The following is a 19,710-nucleotide window of genomic DNA, read 5'->3' as shown; positions in this document are numbered from 1 at the left end:
ATGTCTGCGACCATCGCCGCTCAGGCGGCCTACCTCGTTGCCGCGCTGCTGTTCATCCTGGCGCTGGCAGGACTCTCCAAGCACGAGACGGCGCGCCTCGGCAACGCCTTCGGCATGCTGGGCATGGGCGTCGCGCTCGTCGCGACGGTCGTGCTCGCCGTCGACGGCGACGTCAGCACCGCCGGCCTGGGCCTGATGGGCCTCGCGATGCTGGCCGGCGCGCTGATCGGCCTCCAGCGGGCCCGCGGCGTCGAGATGACCGGCATGCCCGAACTGATCGCGCTGCTGCACTCCTTCGTCGGCCTCGCCGCCGTCCTCGTCAGCTGGAACGGCTTCCTGGAGGTCGAGAACCATCCGGACGGCCACGAGGCCCGGGCCCTGGAAGCCCTCGGCACCCTCGGGATCCACCACGGGGAGGTGTTCATCGGCCTGTTCATCGGCGCCGTGACCTTCACCGGTTCCATCGTCGCCTACCTGAAGCTCTCCGCGAAGATCAGCTCCAAGCCGCTGATGCTGCCGGGCAAGAACGCCCTGAATCTCGGCTCGCTCGGCCTGTTCGTCGCCCTGACCGCCTGGTTCGTGGTCACGCCGGAGCTGTGGCTGCTGATCACCGTGACCGTCCTGGCGCTGGCGCTCGGCTGGCACCTGGTCGCCTCGATCGGCGGCGGTGACATGCCGGTCGTCGTCTCCATGCTCAACAGCTACTCCGGCTGGGCCGCGGCGGCCTCGGGCTTCCTCCTCGGCAACGACCTGCTGATCATCACCGGCGCGCTGGTCGGCTCCTCCGGTGCCTACCTGTCCTACATCATGTGCAAGGCGATGAACCGCTCGTTCATCTCCGTGATCGCGGGCGGCTTCGGCATCGAGGCCCCGTCGGCCTCGGACGTCGACTACGGCGAGCACACGGAGATCACCGCCGCGACCGCCGCCGAACTGCTCGGGTCCGCCCGTTCCGTGGTCATCACCCCCGGCTACGGCATGGCTGTCGCCCAGGCGCAGTACCCGGTCGCGGAGCTCACCTCGAAGCTGCGCGCGAAGGGCGTCGACGTGCGGTTCGGCATCCACCCGGTGGCCGGCCGCCTCCCCGGCCACATGAACGTGCTCCTGGCCGAGGCCAAGGTGCCGTACGACATCGTGCTGGAGATGGACGAGATCAACGACGACTTCTCCGAGACGGACGTCGTCCTCGTGATCGGGGCCAACGACACGGTCAATCCGGCCGGGGCCGAGGACCCGTCGAGTCCGCTGGCAGGCATGCCGGTCCTCACCGTCTGGGAGGCGGGCAAGGTCATCGTCTTCAAGCGCTCGATGGCCTCCGGCTACGCGGGCGTGCAGAACCCGCTCTTCTTCAAGGAGAACACCTCGATGCTCTTCGGCGACGCGAAGGCCCGCGTGGAGGACATCGTCGGAGCGCTCTGACTCCGGTCCCGCCGGGGGTCCGACGCCGGCACATCGGTGAGATGACCGATGTGCCGGTCGCCGGGTCGCGGCGATAGTCCTCGGGAGATCGTTTTCGGGCGGCCGTGGAGCGCGCCCGGGTGTGAAAGGACCTTCTGTGGACACGTACGCGGATCTGGTGTTTGTCGGTGGACGGGTGGTCACGGTCGACGCGGAGTTCTCCGTCGCATCGGCCCTGGCGGTGACCGGCGGGATCATCGGTGCCGTCGGCGGGCGGGACGACATGGCGCCGTTCATCGGGCCCGCCACGCGCGTCGTCGACCTGCGGGGGGCGACGCTGCTTCCCGGGATCAACGACTCCCACCTGCACGGATGCGCCTTCGGTATGGCGAGCCCGCCGCTCTCCCTCGATGTCGCCCATCCCGCCGTGTCCTCCCTCGCGGACGTGGCCGAGGTCGTCCGCGAGGCCGTCGGACGGGCCCCGGGCGGGCAGTGGATCACCGGGCACGGCTGGGACACCGGCTATCTCGACGAGTGCGTCACCGACCCGTCGCGGCAGCCCTCGCTCCACGACCTCGACACCGTGAGCCCGGACCACCCCGTCGTCCTGTACTCCTTCTCCGGGCACGCCACCTGGGTCAACTCCAAGGCGCTGGAGCTCATCGGCATCGACCGGGACACCGTCGCGCCGCCCGGCGGGGCCATCGTCCTGGACGAGGCGGGGGAGCCGACCGGGCTGCTCCACGAGGGCGCCCAGGCCCTCGTCCAGAACGCCCTGCCGCCGCTCAGCCGCGAGGAGCGGACCGACGCGATCAGGTCGACCCTCGCCACGCTCGCCCGGCTCGGCGTGACCAGCTACACCGAGCCCGGGCTCGGCCCCGGCGGCGACGGCATCATGCGGGGCGCGCTCGGCGGGGAGACCCTCGACGTCTACCGCCGGCTGCTCGCCGACGGCGAACTGACCGCCCGCGTCGGCGTCCTGCTCCTGCCCACCGGCATGGCGAGCACCGCGGAGGAGTTCGCGAGCGGCCTCGACGCCCTCACGGCCTCCGAAAGCTCTCACGACGCCGATCCGCGCCGCCTCGCCATCCACGGCGTCAAGATCTTCGGCGACGGCATCGTCCCCAACAAGACGGCCTGGATGCACGAGCCGTACGTCGGCGGCGGCTGCGGCTCCCTCTGCGTCGGCGGCGAGACCGACGACGAACGGATCGCCGAGATCGGCGCCATGATCCGGCACGCCCACGCCGCCGGACACCAGCTCGGCGTCCACGTCACCGGCGACCGGGCCGGCGACACCGTCGTGGAGGCCTTCGCCGCCGCCGTCGCCGAGCACCCGAGGCCCGACGCCCGCCACTACGCCATCCACGGCGACTTCCTCACCGCCCACAGCATGAAGGTGCTCGCCGCGCACGACTTCGGCGTCAACATGAACCCCACCATCAAGTGGACCGTCGCCGACATGGAGGAGGAGTTCGTCGGCACCGGACGCGCCGCGTACGCGTGGCCCTACCGCGACGCCCTCGACGCCGGCGTACGCGTCGCGAGCGGCTCCGACGCTCCCGTCACCCACCCGGACTGGCGCCAGGGCGTCGCCACGATGATGCTGCGCGAGTCGAAGGCCACCGGCCGCGTCAGCGGGCCCGAGCAGCGCATCGGACTGGCGGAGGCGATCCGTACGTACACGATCGACGCGGCCTGGCAGGACTTCGCCGACGACTGGAAGGGCTCCCTGGAGCCGGGTAAGGCCGCCGACCTCTGCGTGCTCGAAGGGGACCTGCTCACCGCCGATCCGCACGACATCCCCAGGATGCCCGTCGTCCTCACCGTCGTCGACGGACGTGTCGTGCACGACACCCTGTGCGATTGACGTATTCCGGACAGATGATCATGCTGGTGGGATGGCAGCGGAACGGACCACGGCGGACATCCTGGACGCGGCCGTCCACGTCCGGGAGGCCGCCCGGAGCGCCACCAGCGGTGCGACCGGCGTCGACACGGTCCTGGCGGCCCTGTCCGAGGTGATGGAGTACGACCACGCCTCCCTGGCCCGGTGGGACCCCCTGCGCCGGTGCCACGCCACCCTGGCCGGGAGCTACCCGGACGACGCCACGGCCTACATCGAGACCCGCCTCCACCGTGACCCCGTGTTCCCCGTGCTCCGCGGCCCGGACCGGGGCGGGCTCTGGCTCAGGGACGTGCCCCGGCAGCTTCTCGACGCGTCGCCGGGCTTCCAGGAGGTGCTGAGCCCCCTCGGGATCGAGGACGGCGTGGCCCAGTGCCTGTTCGCCGCCGACGGCCGGTACGTCGGCATGCTCAACGTCAGCACCCGCGGACCACGGCGCACGCCCGATCCGGCGCGCGCCGTGGTCACCCTGCTCACCGAGTCCCTCGCCGCCGCCGTCGACGCCCGTGAGCGTCCCCGGCCGGGCGGGCTCTCGCCGCGAGAGCTCCAGGTGCTCGCCGAGCTGACCGCGGGGCGCACCAACCGGGAGATCGCCGACCGTCTCTTCATCACCCCGCGCACCGTGGGTACCCACATCGAGCACATCCTCGCCAAGCTGGATCTCCCCAACCGGGCGGCCGCCGCCGCCCGAGCCGCCGCCTGGGGAATCGAACCCTCGTACTGACGTGCTCCGCCCCGAGCGGGGATGCGCTAACCTCCCGGCTGATCGTCCGGCCGTGTGCGGCCCGAAGAGGTAGCCGGGAGAGACAGTTGACGCAGTTCGAGGACCAAGTCCCCTTCGTGGCCCGCCTGGACACCGAGGACCGGCACGCGCTCTTCCACTGCGGCGGCCACCTCGCCTTCCCCGCACGGCAGGTGCTGCTCCGCGAGCACGAGCCCTCGACCCATGTCCTCGTCATCCTCTCCGGCTGGGCCAAGGTGACCTCGGCCGCGCCCAACGGATACGAGGCACTCCTCGCGCTCCGGGGGCCCGGCGACATCGTCGGCGAACAGGCCCTCCTCAGCGGCCGGCCGCGCGGTGCCACCGTCATCGCGCTCGAACCCGTCGAGGCGCTCGCCGTCGACGCCGATCGGTTCGGCGCCCTCCTCGACGAACGGCCCTCCATCGCGCGGAAGTTGCTGGCACTGACCGCCGACCGCACGCGCGACAGCGACCGGCGGCGCGTGCAGTTCGCCTCGCTCGCCGTACAGGAGCGGCTCGCCCTGCTCCTCCTCGAACTGATCCGCACCCACGGCGAGGAGTCGGAGGACGGCGTCCAGCTCACCGCGGGGCTCAGCCAGAGCGAGCTCGCGGGCTCGGTCGGGGCCTCGCGCGAGGCCGTCGCGCGCCTGCTCAAGCAGTTACGGGAGCGGGGCATCGTACGGACAGGACGGCGCGGGATCGTCGTCGTACGACCGGACGTCCTACGGCAGATGGCGCGTGCGGGGAGCGGCTGACCGGAGCCGTCGGACCGGCCGCCGCGAGATCCGTTCTGTGTACACGGTCACATTCCGAGTGTGCTAGGTTCCGTCGCCTCGAACCCCCCTCCCCTGACATCTTCTTGATGTCCAGAAGGCCCCCCGTGGGCCGTGCAACCAGCGGAAGGCGGCCATGCGCGAGCCTGTCAACCGGACCATCCTGCTGATCGACGTCGAGCGGTTCAGTCGTCGCGACGACGTGGTGCAGGCCGTCCTGCGGCGCACCTTCAACAAGATCGTGGACCAGACGCTCGAAGCCGCCGGCGTCGAGGCCAACCAGCAGTACCGCGAAGACCGGGGCGACGGCCTGATCGCCCTGCTCAGCGGGGACGTGGCGAAGACCGCGATCCTGCGGTCGCTGCTGACCACGACCCCCGAACTCCTGCACGAGCACAATCTGTTGGCCTCGGACAGCGCCCAGATGCGGATGAGGATCGTCCTCGCCGCCGGCGAGGTCGCCCACGACCCGCACGCCGGGACGACCGGTGGACTCGTCGGCCACGACCTCAACCAGGCCTGCCGGCTGCTCGACGCGGACGTCCTGCGGTCCGCGCTCGCCGAGCGCGGGGACGAGCACTGCGTCCTCGCGGTGAGCGCACCCGTCTACGAGGGCGTGGTGCGGCACGGCCACCGAGGAGTACGGCCGGAACTCTTCCGGCGGGCGGACGTCACCGTGAAGGACGGGGTGCTGGCCGCCTGGATCCACCAGGGCGCGGCACCGGACCGGGGCCCCGAGACCGCCGGGACGACCCGGAGCGCGGAGGCTCCCGCGGACCTCCCTGCCACGGCTCCCGCGGGACCCCCTGCCGCGGCGCCCGCCGGGCTGCCTGCCACGGCGCCCGCCGAGCCCGCCGCAGTCGCTCCCGTGACGACTCCGGCCGCTGCTCCGGCTCCGGCTCCGCAGCAGCCGTCGGCCGGGGCCGTCTTCCACTTCCACGGCGGGGCGCCAGTGATCCACGGCTCCCTCGTCGGCGGCGACCAGCACGGCGTGAGCGGCGGCCAGGTCACCGGTGACGTCGTCCTCGGCGGCACCCGCGCCGAGGACGGCCCCACCGACGGGAGCCGGTCGTGACCACACCCCAGGAGCACCAGGGCGGCCCGGACGGTCAGGGGCCGTACCCCGAGTCGGCCGAGGCGGACGCGCGCACCCCGGAGGGGACCGGCGACACGGCCCCCGGTACCGAGGACCCGGCGGACGCCGAGAACGAGACGGAGTACGCCTGGGACTCCCGTCGCGACCTCTACCGGCACAGCCCCGGCATCATGCTCGGCCGCTCCGCCCGCGTCGGCGGTTCGCTGGTGGGAGGCGATCAGCACGGCGTGAGCGGCGGCCAGGTCACCGGAGACGTCATCCTCGGCGGCAGCAAGGTCGAGTACCACCTCGGCGGCGACACCGAGGAACGCTCGGGGGAGATCCCCGGCTCCGAAGTCGAGGCACTCGCACGGAACTTCGTCCACCCCGTGGGCGAGGGGGAGACGGGGACGGACCGCGAGGTCGGCCCGCCCGCCCCGGCCGACTCGGGCGCAGACGGGGGCTTACCCCACGGACCGTGGCAGCCCGGCAGCCCCTTCGCCCTCGCCCTCGCCGGACTTCGCGAACACCGCGTCGCCATCCTCTCGGGACCCGCCACCACGGGCCGCCGCGCCGCCGCCCTCATGCTGCTCCGCGCCGTCGGCTCCCGCTCCTACCGGGCCCTCGACCCGGCGCTCCCGCCGGGCCGGCTCGCCGGAGAGCTCCGCGACGCCTGCGGACACCTCGTCGCCGACTTCGTCACCACCGCCGAACGCCCCCTGCGCGAGCACCACATCCGCGCCCTCAGCGAGCGGCTCCACGCCTCCGACAGCCACCTCGTCGTGGTCGTCGGACCCCACCCGGTCGTCCACGGCAGCCTGAGCCCGGTCCCCTGGGAACCGCCGGAGCCCGCGGCCCTGCTCGCCGGACACCTCCGGCACAAGGACCTGGCAGGGCGGAGCGTCGACGAACTCCTCGCCCTCGCCGAGGTACGGGCCGTCCTCGCCCACCACCGGCCCGTCGCCGACACGGCCCGCTTCGCCGAACGCGTCGCCGGCCACGCGCGGGGAACCGTGTCCCTCGCCGAGCTCGGCGCCTTCGGCCACTACGCCGCCGAGCGCCAGGTCAGGGAGTGGTTCGACAGCGCGGACCACAGCCTGCACGACAAGGCCTTCCTCATCGCCCTCGCCACCTTCGACGAGGCGCCCTACCCCCTCACCGCCGAACTGAGCGACGTCCTCTTCGCGCTCCTCCAGCGCATCGAGAACCCCGGGGAGCCGGCCCGCATCCCCGTCTTCGGCACCTCCAGCGCCCAGCGCGTCGAGCAGGCGCTCGCCGACCGCTACCAGGAGCCGGAGGAGACCGAATGGGGCCCGGTGCTCCAGACGAAGGTGCAGTTCAGGGACAGGCTCACCGCGATCACCCTGCTGCGCGAGGTCTGGACGGGCCACCCCTCCGCCCGGCCCGCGCTCGTCGCCTGGCTCCGCCGCCTCGCCGACGACCCCCGGCCCGTCGTCCGCACCCGCGCCGCCGCCACCGCCGCCGTCATGGCCGAGGCCGACCTGCCGTCCGCGATGGCACTCCTCATCCGCTCCTGGGCGGCGGACCGCCGACTGCGTGCCCGCCTCGCGGCCGCCAACGCCCTTGCCCTCGCCCACCACTTGGGTGCCCCGCACGTCTCCAGGATCCTCGCGGAGTGGTGCGTCGCCCCCGACCACCGGCTCCGCTGGACGGCCGTACGCGGCTACGCCCTGGTCGGGGACGCCTTCCCCGAGGAGGCGCTCGCCGCGCTCACCGAGGCGGTACGGGGCCTGGAAGGCCGGGGCGGGCCCGCCAACGGCTGGTCGAACGAACGCGACGACCTCGCCCAGTCGGCCGCGGCCCTGCTGCTCGCGGCGGGACAGGAAGCGGCAGCGCGCGACGACTGGGACTCCGTCGCCCGCCTGTGGAGCGCGCTGCCGCCCCAACTCCGGGGAACCACGAGGGACTTCGTCCTGCGTGCCACGGTTCACGCCAGCGGACCCACCGACGGACCCGTGGGTACGGGACGCGCCCTGCTGCTCGACCTGTTCGCCCGGGCCGACGCGACACCCGGCACGGACGGAGCAGTCCTGCGGCACGCCCTCGCCGCCCTGTGGCGCGGTGTCCTCAACGACCCCGTGTGCTCGGCCTCCGGACTCAACACCCTGCGTCAATGGGTCCGCGCCGCCGAGGACGACCGGGGGGCCGAGGCCGCGCTGGCCGAGCTGCTGCCCCTGCTCGCGGTCTCCACCGAGGACCACAAGCGGCTCGTCTACCTGCTGGAGAACCTGCGGAGCGCGGGCGAATCGGCCGCGCCCTCCGTCGCCCTCCGGCTGCGCGCACTCGTCCTGGTGTCGGCGCCGCCGCTCGCGGACGCCCATGCCCGGCGTACGTCCCCGGCGTAGTTCCCGGCGCGGATCACCGGCGCGGTTCCCGGGCGTCGGATCCCCTGCGCGGTTCCCGGGCGTCGGATCCCCTGCGCGGTTCCCGGGCGTCGGATCCCCTGCGCGGTTCCCGGGCGTCGGATCCCCTGCGCGGTTCCCGGGCGTCGGATCCCCTGCGCGGTTCCCGGGCGTCGGATCCCCTGCACGACCCGCCGCGTACACCACCGCCGTAAACCCCCGGCGTGCGCCTCGTGCGCACGCCACCAGAACGGTCCCAAGGAGCCAAGTCACCATGATGAGCCAGCCGCCCCAGTGGCAGCAGGACGCGAACCGCCACACCGCGCTCGTCGACCCGGTGGTCACGATCCAGGAGCTGTCCCGCTTCAAGCCGCTGCGCGCCACGCGCATCGACCACGCCCTCGTCTTCACGACGGCCCAGGGAAGCCGCGACACCTATCTGCCGCCGAGCCGGCCGAGCCGCACCGAGCTCGCCACCAAGCGCTGGACCAGCGTGTACGAGGTGGACATGGGCCGGCACGAGGCCGCCACCCTCCTCGCCGTCCCCAGCCGGCGCGACGCCTTCCTGTTCGAGGTGACGCTGAGCTGCACCTGGCAGGTCGTCGACCCGGCCGCCTTCGTGGCGAGCGGCGAGCGGAACGTCCCGGCCATGGTCCAGCGCCTCGTCGAGGACTCCGTCCGGCCTGTCCTCCGGGGCTTCGACATGGAGGACAGCGCGGCGGCCGAGTCCCACGCCCGCAAGGCCGTCGAGGCCGCCGGGCCGCTGGGCGTACGCGCCGGACTCGACGTCCGCTGCGGCCTCCAGATCCGGCGGGACGAGGCGGCCCTCGAACAGGAACGCCAGATGCGCGAGATCGCGTTCGCACGCGAGAAGCTCGAACCGCAGCACGCCCTGCTCATGCGGGAGGACGAACTGGCCGCGGAGCGCGCGCTCGTCCAGGGCCGGCAGCAGCACCGCATCGACTTCCAGCAGCAGGAGCTCGACCACGAGCGCAGCCTCGCCCGCGGGCAGCAGGAGCTGGAGCTCCAGGAGATCGAGGCCAAGAAGATCGAGTACTACGCCTACTACCTGGAGCGCGGCGGCCCGGCCGCGATGGCCTTCCAGCTGGCCCGGCACCCCGAGGACGCCCGGCTCGTGATGGAGAACCTGCGCCAGGACCAGTTGCTGGCGATGAAGAACCAGCTGACGGTCGCCATCCAGGCGCTCGGCGGCGGGCCGGGCGGGCTGGAGGAACACCAGATGGACGAGCCCCGCCGGCTCGCGGCGAACGTCATCAAGGAGGTCCTCGGGGCGAAGCTGTCCCCGGGCCCGGTGCTGCCACAGCCCGCGGTCGACGCGGCGGCGGTCGAGGGAGCCGGGGCCCCGGCCGACGCCCCCGTCGAGGACCTGGTGCCCGGGGCGCCCGACACCGCGGCGGCCCCGCCCCCGCCGGAGGACGGGCCGGTCTTCGGCTACCGCACGCCTCCGCAGCCGCCCCGATGAGTACGCCCGCTCCCGAAGGGGGCACCGCGGCGGCGCCGCGGGCCGCGGACCTGTCACCGGGCGCGGCCGAGCGGCTCCTGGGCGAACTCCGGCAGGAGGCCGTCCGCGCCGACACCAAGGGCTCCATCCTGGTGGCGGCGCAGGGCATGGCCGCCGCGGCGCTCGTCGGCGTGCTCGCCGCGCGCGGCTGGCACCCCACCGACCTCTCGGGTTTCGGCCAGGTGCTGTGGTGGGCCGGGGCCGCGTGCTTCCTCGTCTCGCTCACCGCCCTGCTCATGGCCGTCGTACCCCGCTACCGGACCGTCGGCTGGCAGCCCGGCGACCCCCTCACCCACTTCGCGGACATCCGGGGCGCGGCGCGCCACGGACAGGAGGTCCTGGAGGAGGCGCTGCGGGACACCGACCGTGCGCCGAGGGCCGCCGTCATCGCCTCGCTCATGGAGAACAGCCGGATCGTCTCGATCAAGTACGACTGGCTGCGGGTGGGCATCGCCGGGTTCACGGTCGCCCTGGTGCTGCTGCCCGGCGCGCTGCTTGCCGGCTGACACGGCGCGGCCACCGCGCGGGCGGACGCCGCCGCCGACGATTCGTCACGCACAACCGTCAGGAGACACTTCGCCATGTCCGACCACGAGGACGTCCCGCCCCCGCCGTACCCGGGGGAGGACGCCCCGCCACCGCCCTACCCGGGAGGCCAGGCCCCGCCCCCGTACCCGGGAGGACAGCTCCCGCCCCCGTACCCGGGAGGCCAGGCCCCGCCCCCGTACCCGGGCGAGGGGGAGACATCCCCGCCTCACCCGGGTGAGACCCCGGCACCGCCCACGCCGCCGGCGCACCCGGCGGCCCCCGCGTACCCGGGGGACGACGACGGCGCGCCCACGTACCCGGGCGCCGCGGCCCCCGCGTACCCAGGCGAACCTGAACCCCCCGCGTACCCGGGCGAGTCGACGCCCATCACTTTTGAGGACGTTCCTCCCGCGTACCCCGCTGAGATCCCTCCGCCCGCCTATCCCAGTGAGATCCCTCCGCCTGCCTACCCCAGCGAGATCCCTGCCCCCACCTACCCGGGCGACGCCGCGCCCCCCACCTACCCGGGCGACGCCGCGCCCCCCGCCTACCCGGGCGACGCCGCGCCCCCCGCCTACCCGGGCGACGCCGCGCCCCCCGCCTACCCGGGCGACGCCGCGCCCCCCGCCTACCCGGGCGACGCCGCGCCCTCCGTCTATCCGGGCGAGGCCCTCTCGGTCTCCCCGCAGGACGCCTCGCCCGCGTACCCCGAGGCGGTCTCGTCCTCCGTCCTCGCGGGCGTCGCCGAGCCCTCGTACCCCGGGGACGTGCAGACCGTCTTACGGGACGAGGCGCCGCCGGCGTACGCCGCCGAGGGGGCGGTGTCCGCGGTGCCCGGGCCCCGGTCCGGGGGTGACGTGGTGCCCGCCGACTCCCATGACGACCTGGCCCTGGACCACGGTCGCCGGATGGTGAAGTCTGTCCAACGGGGGATGGACGGTGCCGCGTTGTCCCATCTTCTGGTGACCGTTCCCATCGGGGTCATCAGCCTGGGTGTCGTCGCCTTCCTGTCCGCCCTGGTCAACCCCGTCCTCGCGGTGGTCGTGCCGGTGGTCTGGCTGTTCTCCGGTCCGCTGGTCTTCCACCGCAAGGTCGAATCGGCCATCGCCCGGCGCCTGTTCGGCATGCGCAGGCCCACCCCCGAGGAGGCGCAGCGGCTCGACCTGGTGTGGGAGCAGGTGACGCGGCGCGCGGGCGTGGACCGGGAGACGTACGAGCTCTGGATCCAGGAGCGCACCGAGCTCAACGCCACGGCCGCCGCCGGGCACATCGTCGCCGTCACGCGGCACGCGATGGACCGCCTGCCCAACTCCCGTCTCGGTGCCGTGCTCGCGCACGAGCTCGGCCACCACGTGGGCGGTCACACCTGGGCGGCGATGCTGGCCGACTGGTACGCCCTGCCCGCGCGGGCCGCCGGGCGGGCCATCGTCGTACTGCTCTTCGTCCTCTTCCGGACGAAGCACTGGGCCGGCATCGCCTGCGGGGGCTGCCTCACCCTGATGATCGTGCAGTTCCTCTTCGTCTTCACCTTCGTCCAGGGGAACTGGTGGTTCGTCCTTCCCGTGGCGGCTGCTCCGCTGCTCGTCGCCTGGCTCCACCGCCGGGCCGAGTTCAAGGCCGACGCGTACGCCGTGGGGCTCGGATTCGGTCAGGCACTGGAGACGGTCCTCGTGGAAGAGGCCCAGTCGGCGGCGCCGCCGCCGGGCCTTCCGCCGCAGATGCCCCCGCAGCAGCAGCACCCGGGGCAGCAGTACCCCGGGCAGTACCTCCCGCCGCAGTCGTATCCCGGCCGGCCGCATCCCACACCGCCGGGGGCCGAGGCCGACAGGGCCGCGAAGGGCCGGGGCATCGCGGCCAGGGCCGCGCACACGAACACCGAGGCGCGCCTGCGGAACGTGCGGCTCGTCATGTCGCAGCAGGTCCGACGCTCGGCCCCGTAGGCCACGGGGGCTCAGCCCAGCTGGATGTCGTCGCCCGCGTGCGCCACGCGCAGGAGCGCCGTCGTGATCACGGCGGCCTCCTCGTCCGTGAGGTACCGGCCGAAGTGTTCCCGGATGCCCCGCATATAGGCGGGTGCGGTCGCACGCAGGGCCGACCGGCCCTCGTCGGTGATGACCGCCCAGGTCACGCGCTTGTCCGTGGCGTCGGGCTCCTTGGTCACCAGGCCGGAGCGGGCCATCTCGTCGACGAGCCGGCTCACTCGCGTCCTGCTGAGCACCACGCGCTCGGCGACCTCCTGCATGCGCAGGCCCTGCTCGCCCGCGCCGCGGAGCTCCAGGAGCACGTCGTACCAAGTGAGCGGAATCCGGCCGTTGCGCTGCACATCGCTCTCGATGGCGCGCACGGCGGCGTTGTGGGCCAGCAGCAGGGCTCGCCACGCTTCGACCCGGTACTCACCTTCTCTCATGACCATGACGAGAAGTATAGCTTGTGTGCGCACGCACGGACTATTAGAGTGTGTGCAGACGCACGGACTATTTCCTCATTGAAGGAGAACAGCCATGGCTCAGCGGATCTCGCGTGACGAGCTCAAGAAGAAGATCGACGAGAACCTGGTGACGGTGCTCGAAGCCCTGCCGGCGCAGTACTACAACGACAAGCACCTGCCCGGAGCGCTCAACCTGCCGCACGACCAGGTGGACGAGCTCGCCCCGGCCCTGCTGCCGAACAAGGACGCCGAGATCGCCGTCTACTGCGCCAACAGCCCCTGCCCCAACTCGGGCATCGCGGCCGACCGTCTGGTCGAGCTGGGCTACACCAACGTGTACGAGTACTACGAGGGCAAGGACGACTGGGTCGAGGCGGGTCTGCCGACCGAGTCCGTCGCCTGACCGAAGGAGCGCATGGACATGACCACTGCACCGACCCGTACCGTCGACGGCGTGGAACTGCCCGCCGCCGGCTCGTGGAAGATCGACCCCGGTCACGCCGAGGTCGGCTTCGTCGGGCGTCACTTCATGCTGACGAAGGTCCGCGGGCGCTTCACCGGAGTCGAGGCCACCCTCGTCATCGGTGAGCGGCCGGAGGACAGCAAGGTCGCCGCGGTCATCGACGTGGCCAGCGTCGACAGCGGTGACGCCACGCGCGACGATCACCTGCGCTCCGCCGACCTCTTCGACGTGGAGAAGTACCCGAAGGCCACCTTCGCGTCCACCTCGGTGACGTGGGACGGCAAGCGGGGCACGCTCGTCGGGGACCTGACCATCAAGGACGTCACCCGCCCGGTGACGCTCGCGGTGGACTACCTCGGCTACGCGCGCGACCCGTGGGGCAACGACCGTACGGTCTTCTCCGCCCACGGCAAGGTCAACCGTGAAGACTGGGGCCTGACCTGGAACATGGTCCTGGAGTCCGGCGGCATCCTCGTCTCCAAGGAGATCGAGCTGTCCCTCGAGTTCGAGGCGATCAGGGAGAGCTGACCCGCTCTCGCGAGGGGCCCCGGTGCGGTGTGCACGCCGCACCGGGGGTTCCTTCGTCATGCCCCGGCGACCCCGGCGTGCCCCGGCGTACCCCCGTGGACTCCGGGTGCCCGGGCGCGCGCAAGCGTGCGCGGTGTGCCCCGGCGCAGCGGTGTGCGCCGGGGTGTTCGCGCGCCTGCGTAGGCCCGGGCCGCGCCGCCGTGGTGCCCTGTCAGTCGGCGATGACTCGTTTCACCAGCGTGAGCAGCGTGCCCCTGATGCGATCGGGCGTGAACTGCCCCTGGCGCAGGGCGTGCTGGAGGTCGGAGTCCAGCGGTGCGAGCAGCAGGTGGGCCGTGCAGTCGGCGTCGAGGTCGGGGCAGGCCTCCCGGAGCATCAGTGCCAGGTGGACGCGCCAGAAGCCGTACGAACCTATCCGGTAGCGCGCGCCCGGCGCGGCCGTCTCGGAGAGCCTCAGCAGCTCCAGGTTGTCGTCCACGAGGTCCAGGTACGCGTCGAAGAACGCCAGGATCCGGTCACGGGCCGGCGCGTCGGGGCCCAGCGGGGGCGGGTCGAAGAGGATGCGCTCCTGGAGCCGGCTGTCCTGGGTGTCGAGCAGGGCGGCGGCGAGCCCCGCCTTGCTCCCGAACCTGCGGAAGAGCGTGCCCTTGCCCACGCCCGCCTCCGCCGCGATGCGGTCCATGGACACGCTCTCGACCCCATGGGTGTCGAAGAGCTCCTGGGCCGCGGCCAGGATGCGGAGTCGGTTGCGTGCGGCGTCGGACCGCTCGGACGGCGGTTCGGGGGCGGCGAGGGGACAGCTGTCCGGCGAAACGTGCTGCACCTGGGGGCCTCTCGGTTCACGCTCCGTGGGGGGTCCCGGTGGGGGGCCGGGTGGCGTCTGCGCAGTTTACGGGCAGGGGCCTCGATGCGGCCCTCGGTGGCCGCGACGCGCCCTCCCCCGGATCGCTTGTCCCGTCACCGCCGCATGTGGCAGAGTCGCCCCCAATCGGACCGCAGTCCGTTTACGGGGGAGATACATGTCTGGAACCGAGTTCCGATATTGCATCGCAGCCGACGATGAGCGCCTCGGCCACTGTCCGTAGAGGCAGTCCCCCCACCGTCCGACCGAGACGGTCTTCCGTGTGCCCCGGGGGCGCGGCTCGCCGCGGCGGCCCCCGGAACACGTAGCAAAAGACGAGCAAAATCCGTGACGCCCACACGTCACGCCGGCACTTCCGCACGCGCTCACCCGTATGCCGTTCGCATGGAGGAACCATGACCGCGCACGCCGGCACGACCCTGAGCAGCCAGGAACTCCTCGACCTGACGCAGCACGAGATCCAGGCCCTGCTCACCGAGTTCAACCTCGCAGACGCCCACACCCACCAGCGCCAGTCCGCCGCCCAGCACAAGATCGTCGAGCGGCTGCCCGAGCTCTGGTACGAGGCGGAAGAGGGTCTCCAGGCCACCTACGAGCAGCGGTTCGTCGAGGCGTTCTTCCGCCTCCACCGCCAGCCCACGGCGCTCGCCAAGAACAAGACGCTCCTGTCCTACGCGGCCTCCATCTCCACGATGGTCGTGGCGATGTACCTCAAGCAGCAGCGCATGGCCGTGACCCTCGTCGAACCGTGCTTCGACAACCTGCACGACGTCCTGTCGAACATGGGCGTCCCGCTGTACCCCGTCGAGGAGTCGGCGCTGCACGACCCCGACCGGATCTACGCCGAGCTCAAGCGCCGGGTCCGCACCGACGCGCTCTTCCTCGTCGACCCCAACAACCCCACGGGGTTCAGCCTGATGCACTCCGGGCGCAAGGGCTTCGAGGAGGTCGTCCGCTTCTGCAAGGACCACAACAAGCTGCTCATCATCGACTTCTGCTTCGCCTCGTTCACCCTCTACGACCCCGAGCTCGCGCGGTTCGACGTATACGAACTGCTCGAGGAGTCCGGGGTGCGGTACCTGGCCATCGAGGACACCGGGAAGACCTGGCCCGTGCAGGACGCGAAGGCGGCCATGCTGACGGCCAGCGACGACATCAAGGAGGAGGTGTACAACCTCCACACCAGCGTCCTGCTGAACGTCTCGCCCTTCGTCCTCAACATGCTGACCCAGTACGTGGAGAACTCGGAGGCCGACGACCTCGCCTCGATCCGCGACGTCCTCGACGTCAACCGGGCGGCCGTCAAGGAGGCCCTCCAGGGCACGATCCTCGAATACCAGGAGCCGATCGCGAAGACCAGCGTGGCCTGGGCCAGGATCCAGCATCCCGACCTCACCGCGACCGAACTCCAGCGTGAGCTGCGGGAGGTGGGCGTGTACGTCCTGCCGGGGCGGTTCTTCTACTGGAGCCAGCCGGGCCGCGGCGAGCCGTTCGTCCGGATGGCCCTCGCACGCGAGCCCGAGATGTTCGCCGGTGCCATGAAGCGCCTGCGGGAGGTGCTGGACCGCCATGAGCGCTGACGACATCGGCACCGGCCGGGACGTCTTCATCGACGCGGCGCTCTTCCTCGGCATGCACAGCGCCGACGACACCGTGCGCGTCGCCGCCAAGGCCTTCTTCGTGCGGCACCTCGACGGGCGCGTCGTGATGAGCCTGGAGCAGGTCGGCCGCTGCGACGACGTGATCTGGGGATACTCGCGCGAACTCCAGGACCTCTACTACCCGTTCATGGACCACCTCCACACGGTCATGGACATCAGCCGGGAGGGGTACGACCGGGCGGACGTCCGGCTGGCCCTCTCCGACACCGGAACTCCCCCGTGGCTGCCCTTCACCGACCGCATGCTGCTCGGTCAGGTGATCAACCGGAAGGGGCTGCTGCACACCGTCGGCGGCCGGTCGGAAGCCTTCGACGGGCTGCCCGTCCGGGCCGTGGCCGACTGGCCGGCCGGCCAGCCGGAACCCTCCTTCCCCGAGCCGCTGGAGCGGCTCTACCGTGAATCGCTCGCACTGCGCCTGCCCGTCGGGCCCGGCGCCCTGTCCGAGGGAGTCTGAGATGAACCAGGGAGTGATCGCGGCCCTGGTGACACCCTTCTCGGAGACCGGCGAGGTCTCGGAGAGCGGGGTCGCCCGGCTGCTCGACACCCTCCGCCCGCACGTCGACGCGCTGCTGCCGAACCTCAGCACCGGCGAAGGGCGCCGACTCACGGACCGCCAGTGGGAGGACATGCTCCGGGCCACCGTGAGGCACGCCGGCGAACTGCCCGTCCTCGCGGGCGTCCTGCGGCCCACCACGGAGCAGGTGCTCGAACGGGCCCGGGTGGCGGCCGACCTCGGCGCCCATGGACTGGTCGCGACCAGTCAGTACGGCGCCGGAGTCACCCAGGCCGAGATCTACCGCCACTTCGCGGACCTCGCCGAGCAGAGCGGCCTGCCCGTGGTCGTCTACCACGGCACCGAAGTATCCGGAAACGCCGCCGACTTCGACACGCTGCTCCGGATCTGCGAACTGCCCTCGGTCGTGGGCGTCAAGGACTCCTCAGGCAGCGCCGACTTCACCCGGCGGCTCGTCGAGGCCCGCCCCGGCGCGCGCGTCCTCGCCGGCCTCGAACACCTGCTGCTCGAATCCGGCCCCGTCGACGGCTACGTGGTCGCCCTCGCCAACGTCGAACCGGCCCTGTGTGCCGACCTGTTCGCCGGTCGCCTGGCCGACCCGGAAGGCTCCCTCGCCGAGGCCTGCGAGCGCTACGGCCTGGAGAAGGACGACTGGTACCGCTGGGTCAAGAACGAGCTGTACCGCCGCGGCGTGCTGGAGACCGACAGGACCGCGGACACCGGGGAGCTGCCATCATGACCTTCGCGACGAGCACCACGGTCCCCACCCCCCGGACCGTCGGCGCGGAGCAGGAGCCGGAGCCGCAGTCCGTGCACCGGGAGCTGTTCCGCCACAACCGCGGGCTCCTGGACTCCCGGCTGCTCGCCCGGGTCGAGGAGATCGAGCGGGGCTGGATCGTCCCCCTCGTGGACTCCCTCGACTCCACCGGCGAACCCGTCCCCGACCGGGCCGCCTGGCAGCGGCTCCTCGACGGCCTGCTGGCGGACGAGCGGGCGGGCAGTCCGTCCGGCGAGTACCTCGCCGACCACGCCGACAGGGAGGAATTCACTTTCGTGGTAAGGGAGTTCGCGCTCGACGGGCTCACCGAGGCGCAGAACTTCTTCCCGGCCGTACCCCGGCTCCCCATCAAGGCCCAGATGGCCGTGATGCGGGTCCTGATCGACGAGTTCGGCTGCGGCAACCTCCAGCAGGCGCACTCCCAGCTCTACCGACTGCTCCTCGCCGAGCTGGACCTGCCGCAGGAGCCCGAGGGCTTCCTCGACACCACAGGGGACGAGACCTTCCAGTTCCTCAACGTCTTCTACTGGCTCACCCAACGCGCCCCGCACGTCGAGTACTTCCTCGGCGCGCTCGCCTACCTGGAGGCGTCCATCCCGGACGCCTTCACCCACCAGGCGCGGGCCTGCGAGCGGCTCGGCATCCGGCAGGGCCGCTACTACACCGAGCACCTGCACATCGACACCTTCCACATGCAGGAGATGCAGCTGGCCATCAAGGAGTACGAGACGGCCCGCGGCCTCGACCCGGCCCGGCTGTGGACCGGGGCCCGGCTCCTCTCCGCACTGATCGGCGACGCGTTCGACGCCGCCGTGGCGCGGGCCAGGGAACTCGCCGGCCGGGCGGCGGCATGACCGGCCGCGACCCCGCCGCCGAGCCGCCGTCCCTCCTCGAGCTCCCCGGTGACCGGCTGCGCGTCCGCGCGGCGGGCCAGGAGTTCGTGATCGACGCCTCCTGCCCGCACCGCAAAGGGCGCCTCGTCCACGGCTACGTGAACCCCGGCACCCTGCGCATCAGCTGTCCGCTCCACCACAGCAGCTTCGACCTGGCGACCGGCTGCGCCGTCCGCGGCCCCGGCGACGACCCGCTGACCGTGTACCGGGCGGGCGTCTGGCCCGGCTACTACGGCTCCGAGCAGGTCTGGCTCCCCGCATCCGAGCAACTGCTGGAATGGGGCGAGGAGTTCCACGAGCTGATGCTCGGCGACGAGCTCCGCATGACGGCCTTCAGGACCGCCATCGCCGAGTCCGTACGGCCCGGGGACGTCGTCCTCGACCTCGGCACCGGCACCGGCATCCTGGCCCGCTGGGCCCTGGAGGCCGGCGCGGCCCGGGTCTACGGGATCGACCTCAACGAGAAGGTGCTCGCCACGGCGGCCGAGCGCCTCGCCGAAGCGGGCTTCGCCGACCGCTTCGTCCCACTGTCCGGCCTCTCCTTCGATCTGGAGCTGCCCGAGCGGGTCGACATCGTGATCTCCGAGATCATGGGGAACCTCGCCGACAACGAGAACTTCTCCGCGATCCTCGACGACGCCCGCGAGCGCTTCCTGCGGCCCGGCGGCACGATGCTCCCCGGCCTGGTGGACAGCTTCCTGGTGCCGGTGGCCGCCGAGACCGCCCACGCCCAGCTCACCGGCGAGGGGCCCCGGGACGCCGGCGGGCGTGAGGCGTTCGCGGCGCTGCTCGCCGCCCGGGGCGCGCAGGGCCCCTTCTCGCTGTACTACGACACCGTCCTCCCCATCGCGGGCCACCTCGCCTCGCCCCGGCTGATCCGGCGCTACGACCCGGCGGCGCCGGCCGGCGCGGCCGGGACGGAGACCTCGTACCGCGTACCGCTGGCGTACACGGTGCAGAGGGACGGTGTGTTCACCGGCTTCAAGGGCTACTTCGTCGCCCAGCTCTCGGGGTCCGTCGCCCTCGACATCTCCGGGGACGACATCGAGGGACGCACCACGTCCGACAGCTGGAAGCACTGCTACCTGCCGGTGGAACGGCCCGTACGGGTCAGGCGGGGCGACCGCATCGCCCTGACCTTCAGCCGCCGGGGCGGTCGCGACGGCGAACCCTTCGGCCAGACCTACAGCTGGGAGGGGCAGGTCCTCTCCGGCACCCGGGTGGTGGACCGGTTCGCCCACAGCACCGGTCCCGCCACCGACTGATCCACCGCGAC

Annotated in this window: 18 protein-coding genes; 16 read left to right on the top strand and 2 right to left on the bottom strand. The window is 72.3% G+C overall.

What is annotated here, in order from left to right; translation table 11 throughout:
* From pntB to IE124_RS22915, 9 genes are all read left to right on the top strand, one after another.
* Window positions 1-1,419, top strand: a complete 1,419-nt coding sequence (gene pntB, locus IE124_RS22955; RefSeq protein ID WP_189509826.1) for a Re/Si-specific NAD(P)(+) transhydrogenase subunit beta — start codon at window positions 1-3, stop codon at window positions 1,417-1,419.
* A gap of 136 nt (window positions 1,420-1,555) precedes the next feature.
* Window positions 1,556-3,268 (top strand): amidohydrolase, encoded by a 1,713-nt coding sequence (locus IE124_RS22950; RefSeq protein ID WP_189509825.1) that lies wholly within the window; start codon window positions 1,556-1,558, stop codon window positions 3,266-3,268.
* 31 nt (window positions 3,269-3,299) lie between these two features.
* Window positions 3,300-4,028 carry a helix-turn-helix transcriptional regulator gene (locus tag IE124_RS22945; protein WP_189509824.1) on the top strand — a complete coding sequence of 243 codons (729 nt, stop codon included), beginning with the start codon at window positions 3,300-3,302 and terminating at the stop codon, window positions 4,026-4,028.
* Between the two features lie 86 nt (window positions 4,029-4,114).
* The gene (locus IE124_RS22940) at window positions 4,115-4,801 is read left to right on the top strand and encodes a Crp/Fnr family transcriptional regulator (RefSeq protein WP_189509823.1); all 687 of its coding nucleotides are present in this window, start codon (window positions 4,115-4,117) and stop codon (window positions 4,799-4,801) included.
* 154 nt (window positions 4,802-4,955) lie between these two features.
* Window positions 4,956-5,894, top strand: coding sequence for a hypothetical protein (locus IE124_RS22935; protein WP_189509822.1), 939 nt, complete (start codon window positions 4,956-4,958; stop codon window positions 5,892-5,894).
* Window positions 5,891-8,260: a hypothetical protein gene (locus IE124_RS22930; RefSeq protein WP_189509821.1), complete on the top strand. Its 2,370-nt coding sequence runs from the start codon at window positions 5,891-5,893 to the stop codon at window positions 8,258-8,260. Before IE124_RS22935 ends, IE124_RS22930 begins: the two co-directional genes overlap by 4 nt.
* Window positions 8,261-8,531: 271 nt before the next feature.
* Window positions 8,532-9,740, top strand: a complete 1,209-nt coding sequence (locus IE124_RS22925; RefSeq protein ID WP_189509820.1) for a PE-PGRS family protein — start codon at window positions 8,532-8,534, stop codon at window positions 9,738-9,740.
* Window positions 9,737-10,285 (top strand): Pycsar system effector family protein, encoded by a 549-nt coding sequence (locus IE124_RS22920; protein WP_229832737.1) that lies wholly within the window; start codon window positions 9,737-9,739, stop codon window positions 10,283-10,285. The genes IE124_RS22925 and IE124_RS22920 overlap by 4 nt, the downstream gene beginning before the upstream one ends.
* Window positions 10,286-10,360: 75 nt before the next feature.
* A complete protein-coding gene (locus tag IE124_RS22915) occupies window positions 10,361-12,247 on the top strand; it encodes a M48 family metalloprotease (protein ID WP_189509819.1) in 1,887 nt (628 codons plus the stop codon).
* Between the two features lie 11 nt (window positions 12,248-12,258).
* Here IE124_RS22915 and IE124_RS22910 read toward each other — a convergent pair whose 3' ends face one another.
* On the bottom strand, window positions 12,259-12,720 hold the full coding sequence (locus IE124_RS22910) for a MarR family winged helix-turn-helix transcriptional regulator (RefSeq protein WP_189509818.1): 462 nt from the start codon (window positions 12,718-12,720) through the stop codon (window positions 12,259-12,261).
* A gap of 88 nt (window positions 12,721-12,808) precedes the next feature.
* On the opposite strand from IE124_RS22910, the gene IE124_RS22905 reads away from it, so the two are divergent.
* Both IE124_RS22905 and IE124_RS22900 read left to right on the top strand, forming a co-directional pair.
* On the top strand, window positions 12,809-13,138 hold the full coding sequence (locus tag IE124_RS22905; RefSeq protein ID WP_189509816.1) for a rhodanese-like domain-containing protein: 330 nt from the start codon (window positions 12,809-12,811) through the stop codon (window positions 13,136-13,138).
* A gap of 18 nt (window positions 13,139-13,156) precedes the next feature.
* Window positions 13,157-13,726 (top strand): YceI family protein, encoded by a 570-nt coding sequence (locus IE124_RS22900; RefSeq protein WP_229832735.1) that lies wholly within the window; start codon window positions 13,157-13,159, stop codon window positions 13,724-13,726.
* Between the two features lie 211 nt (window positions 13,727-13,937).
* Here the strand turns inward: IE124_RS22900 and IE124_RS22895 are convergent, their stop codons facing one another.
* Window positions 13,938-14,549, bottom strand: coding sequence for a TetR/AcrR family transcriptional regulator (locus IE124_RS22895; RefSeq protein ID WP_189509812.1), 612 nt, complete (start codon window positions 14,547-14,549; stop codon window positions 13,938-13,940).
* A 434-nt stretch (window positions 14,550-14,983) separates the two neighbouring features.
* Here IE124_RS22895 and IE124_RS22890 point away from each other — a divergent pair, with 434 nt between their 5' ends.
* The 5 genes from IE124_RS22890 to IE124_RS22865 are packed head-to-tail and all read left to right on the top strand — an operon-like array spanning window position 14,984 to window position 19,699.
* Window positions 14,984-16,168, top strand: coding sequence for an aminotransferase class I/II-fold pyridoxal phosphate-dependent enzyme (locus IE124_RS22890; RefSeq protein ID WP_189509810.1), 1,185 nt, complete (start codon window positions 14,984-14,986; stop codon window positions 16,166-16,168).
* Window positions 16,158-16,703, top strand: coding sequence for a DUF6190 family protein (locus tag IE124_RS22885; RefSeq protein ID WP_189509808.1), 546 nt, complete (start codon window positions 16,158-16,160; stop codon window positions 16,701-16,703). Before IE124_RS22890 ends, IE124_RS22885 begins: the two co-directional genes overlap by 11 nt.
* Window position 16,704: 1 nt before the next feature.
* Window positions 16,705-17,502, top strand: coding sequence for a dihydrodipicolinate synthase family protein (locus tag IE124_RS22880; RefSeq protein ID WP_189509806.1), 798 nt, complete (start codon window positions 16,705-16,707; stop codon window positions 17,500-17,502).
* Complete coding sequence (locus IE124_RS22875) at window positions 17,499-18,395, top strand: iron-containing redox enzyme family protein (RefSeq protein WP_189509804.1); 897 nt, start codon at window positions 17,499-17,501, stop codon at window positions 18,393-18,395. The genes IE124_RS22880 and IE124_RS22875 overlap by 4 nt, the downstream gene beginning before the upstream one ends.
* Window positions 18,392-19,699 (top strand): methyltransferase domain-containing protein, encoded by a 1,308-nt coding sequence (locus tag IE124_RS22865; protein ID WP_229832733.1) that lies wholly within the window; start codon window positions 18,392-18,394, stop codon window positions 19,697-19,699. Before IE124_RS22875 ends, IE124_RS22865 begins: the two co-directional genes overlap by 4 nt.
* Window positions 19,700-19,710 lie beyond the last annotated feature (11 nt).

The organism is Streptomyces narbonensis (assembly GCF_014649015.1).
Lineage (GTDB): Bacteria > Actinomycetota > Actinomycetes > Streptomycetales > Streptomycetaceae > Streptomyces > Streptomyces narbonensis.
Note: the sequence above shows the minus strand (reverse complement) of the source record. Positions and strands in the feature narration are given on the sequence as shown.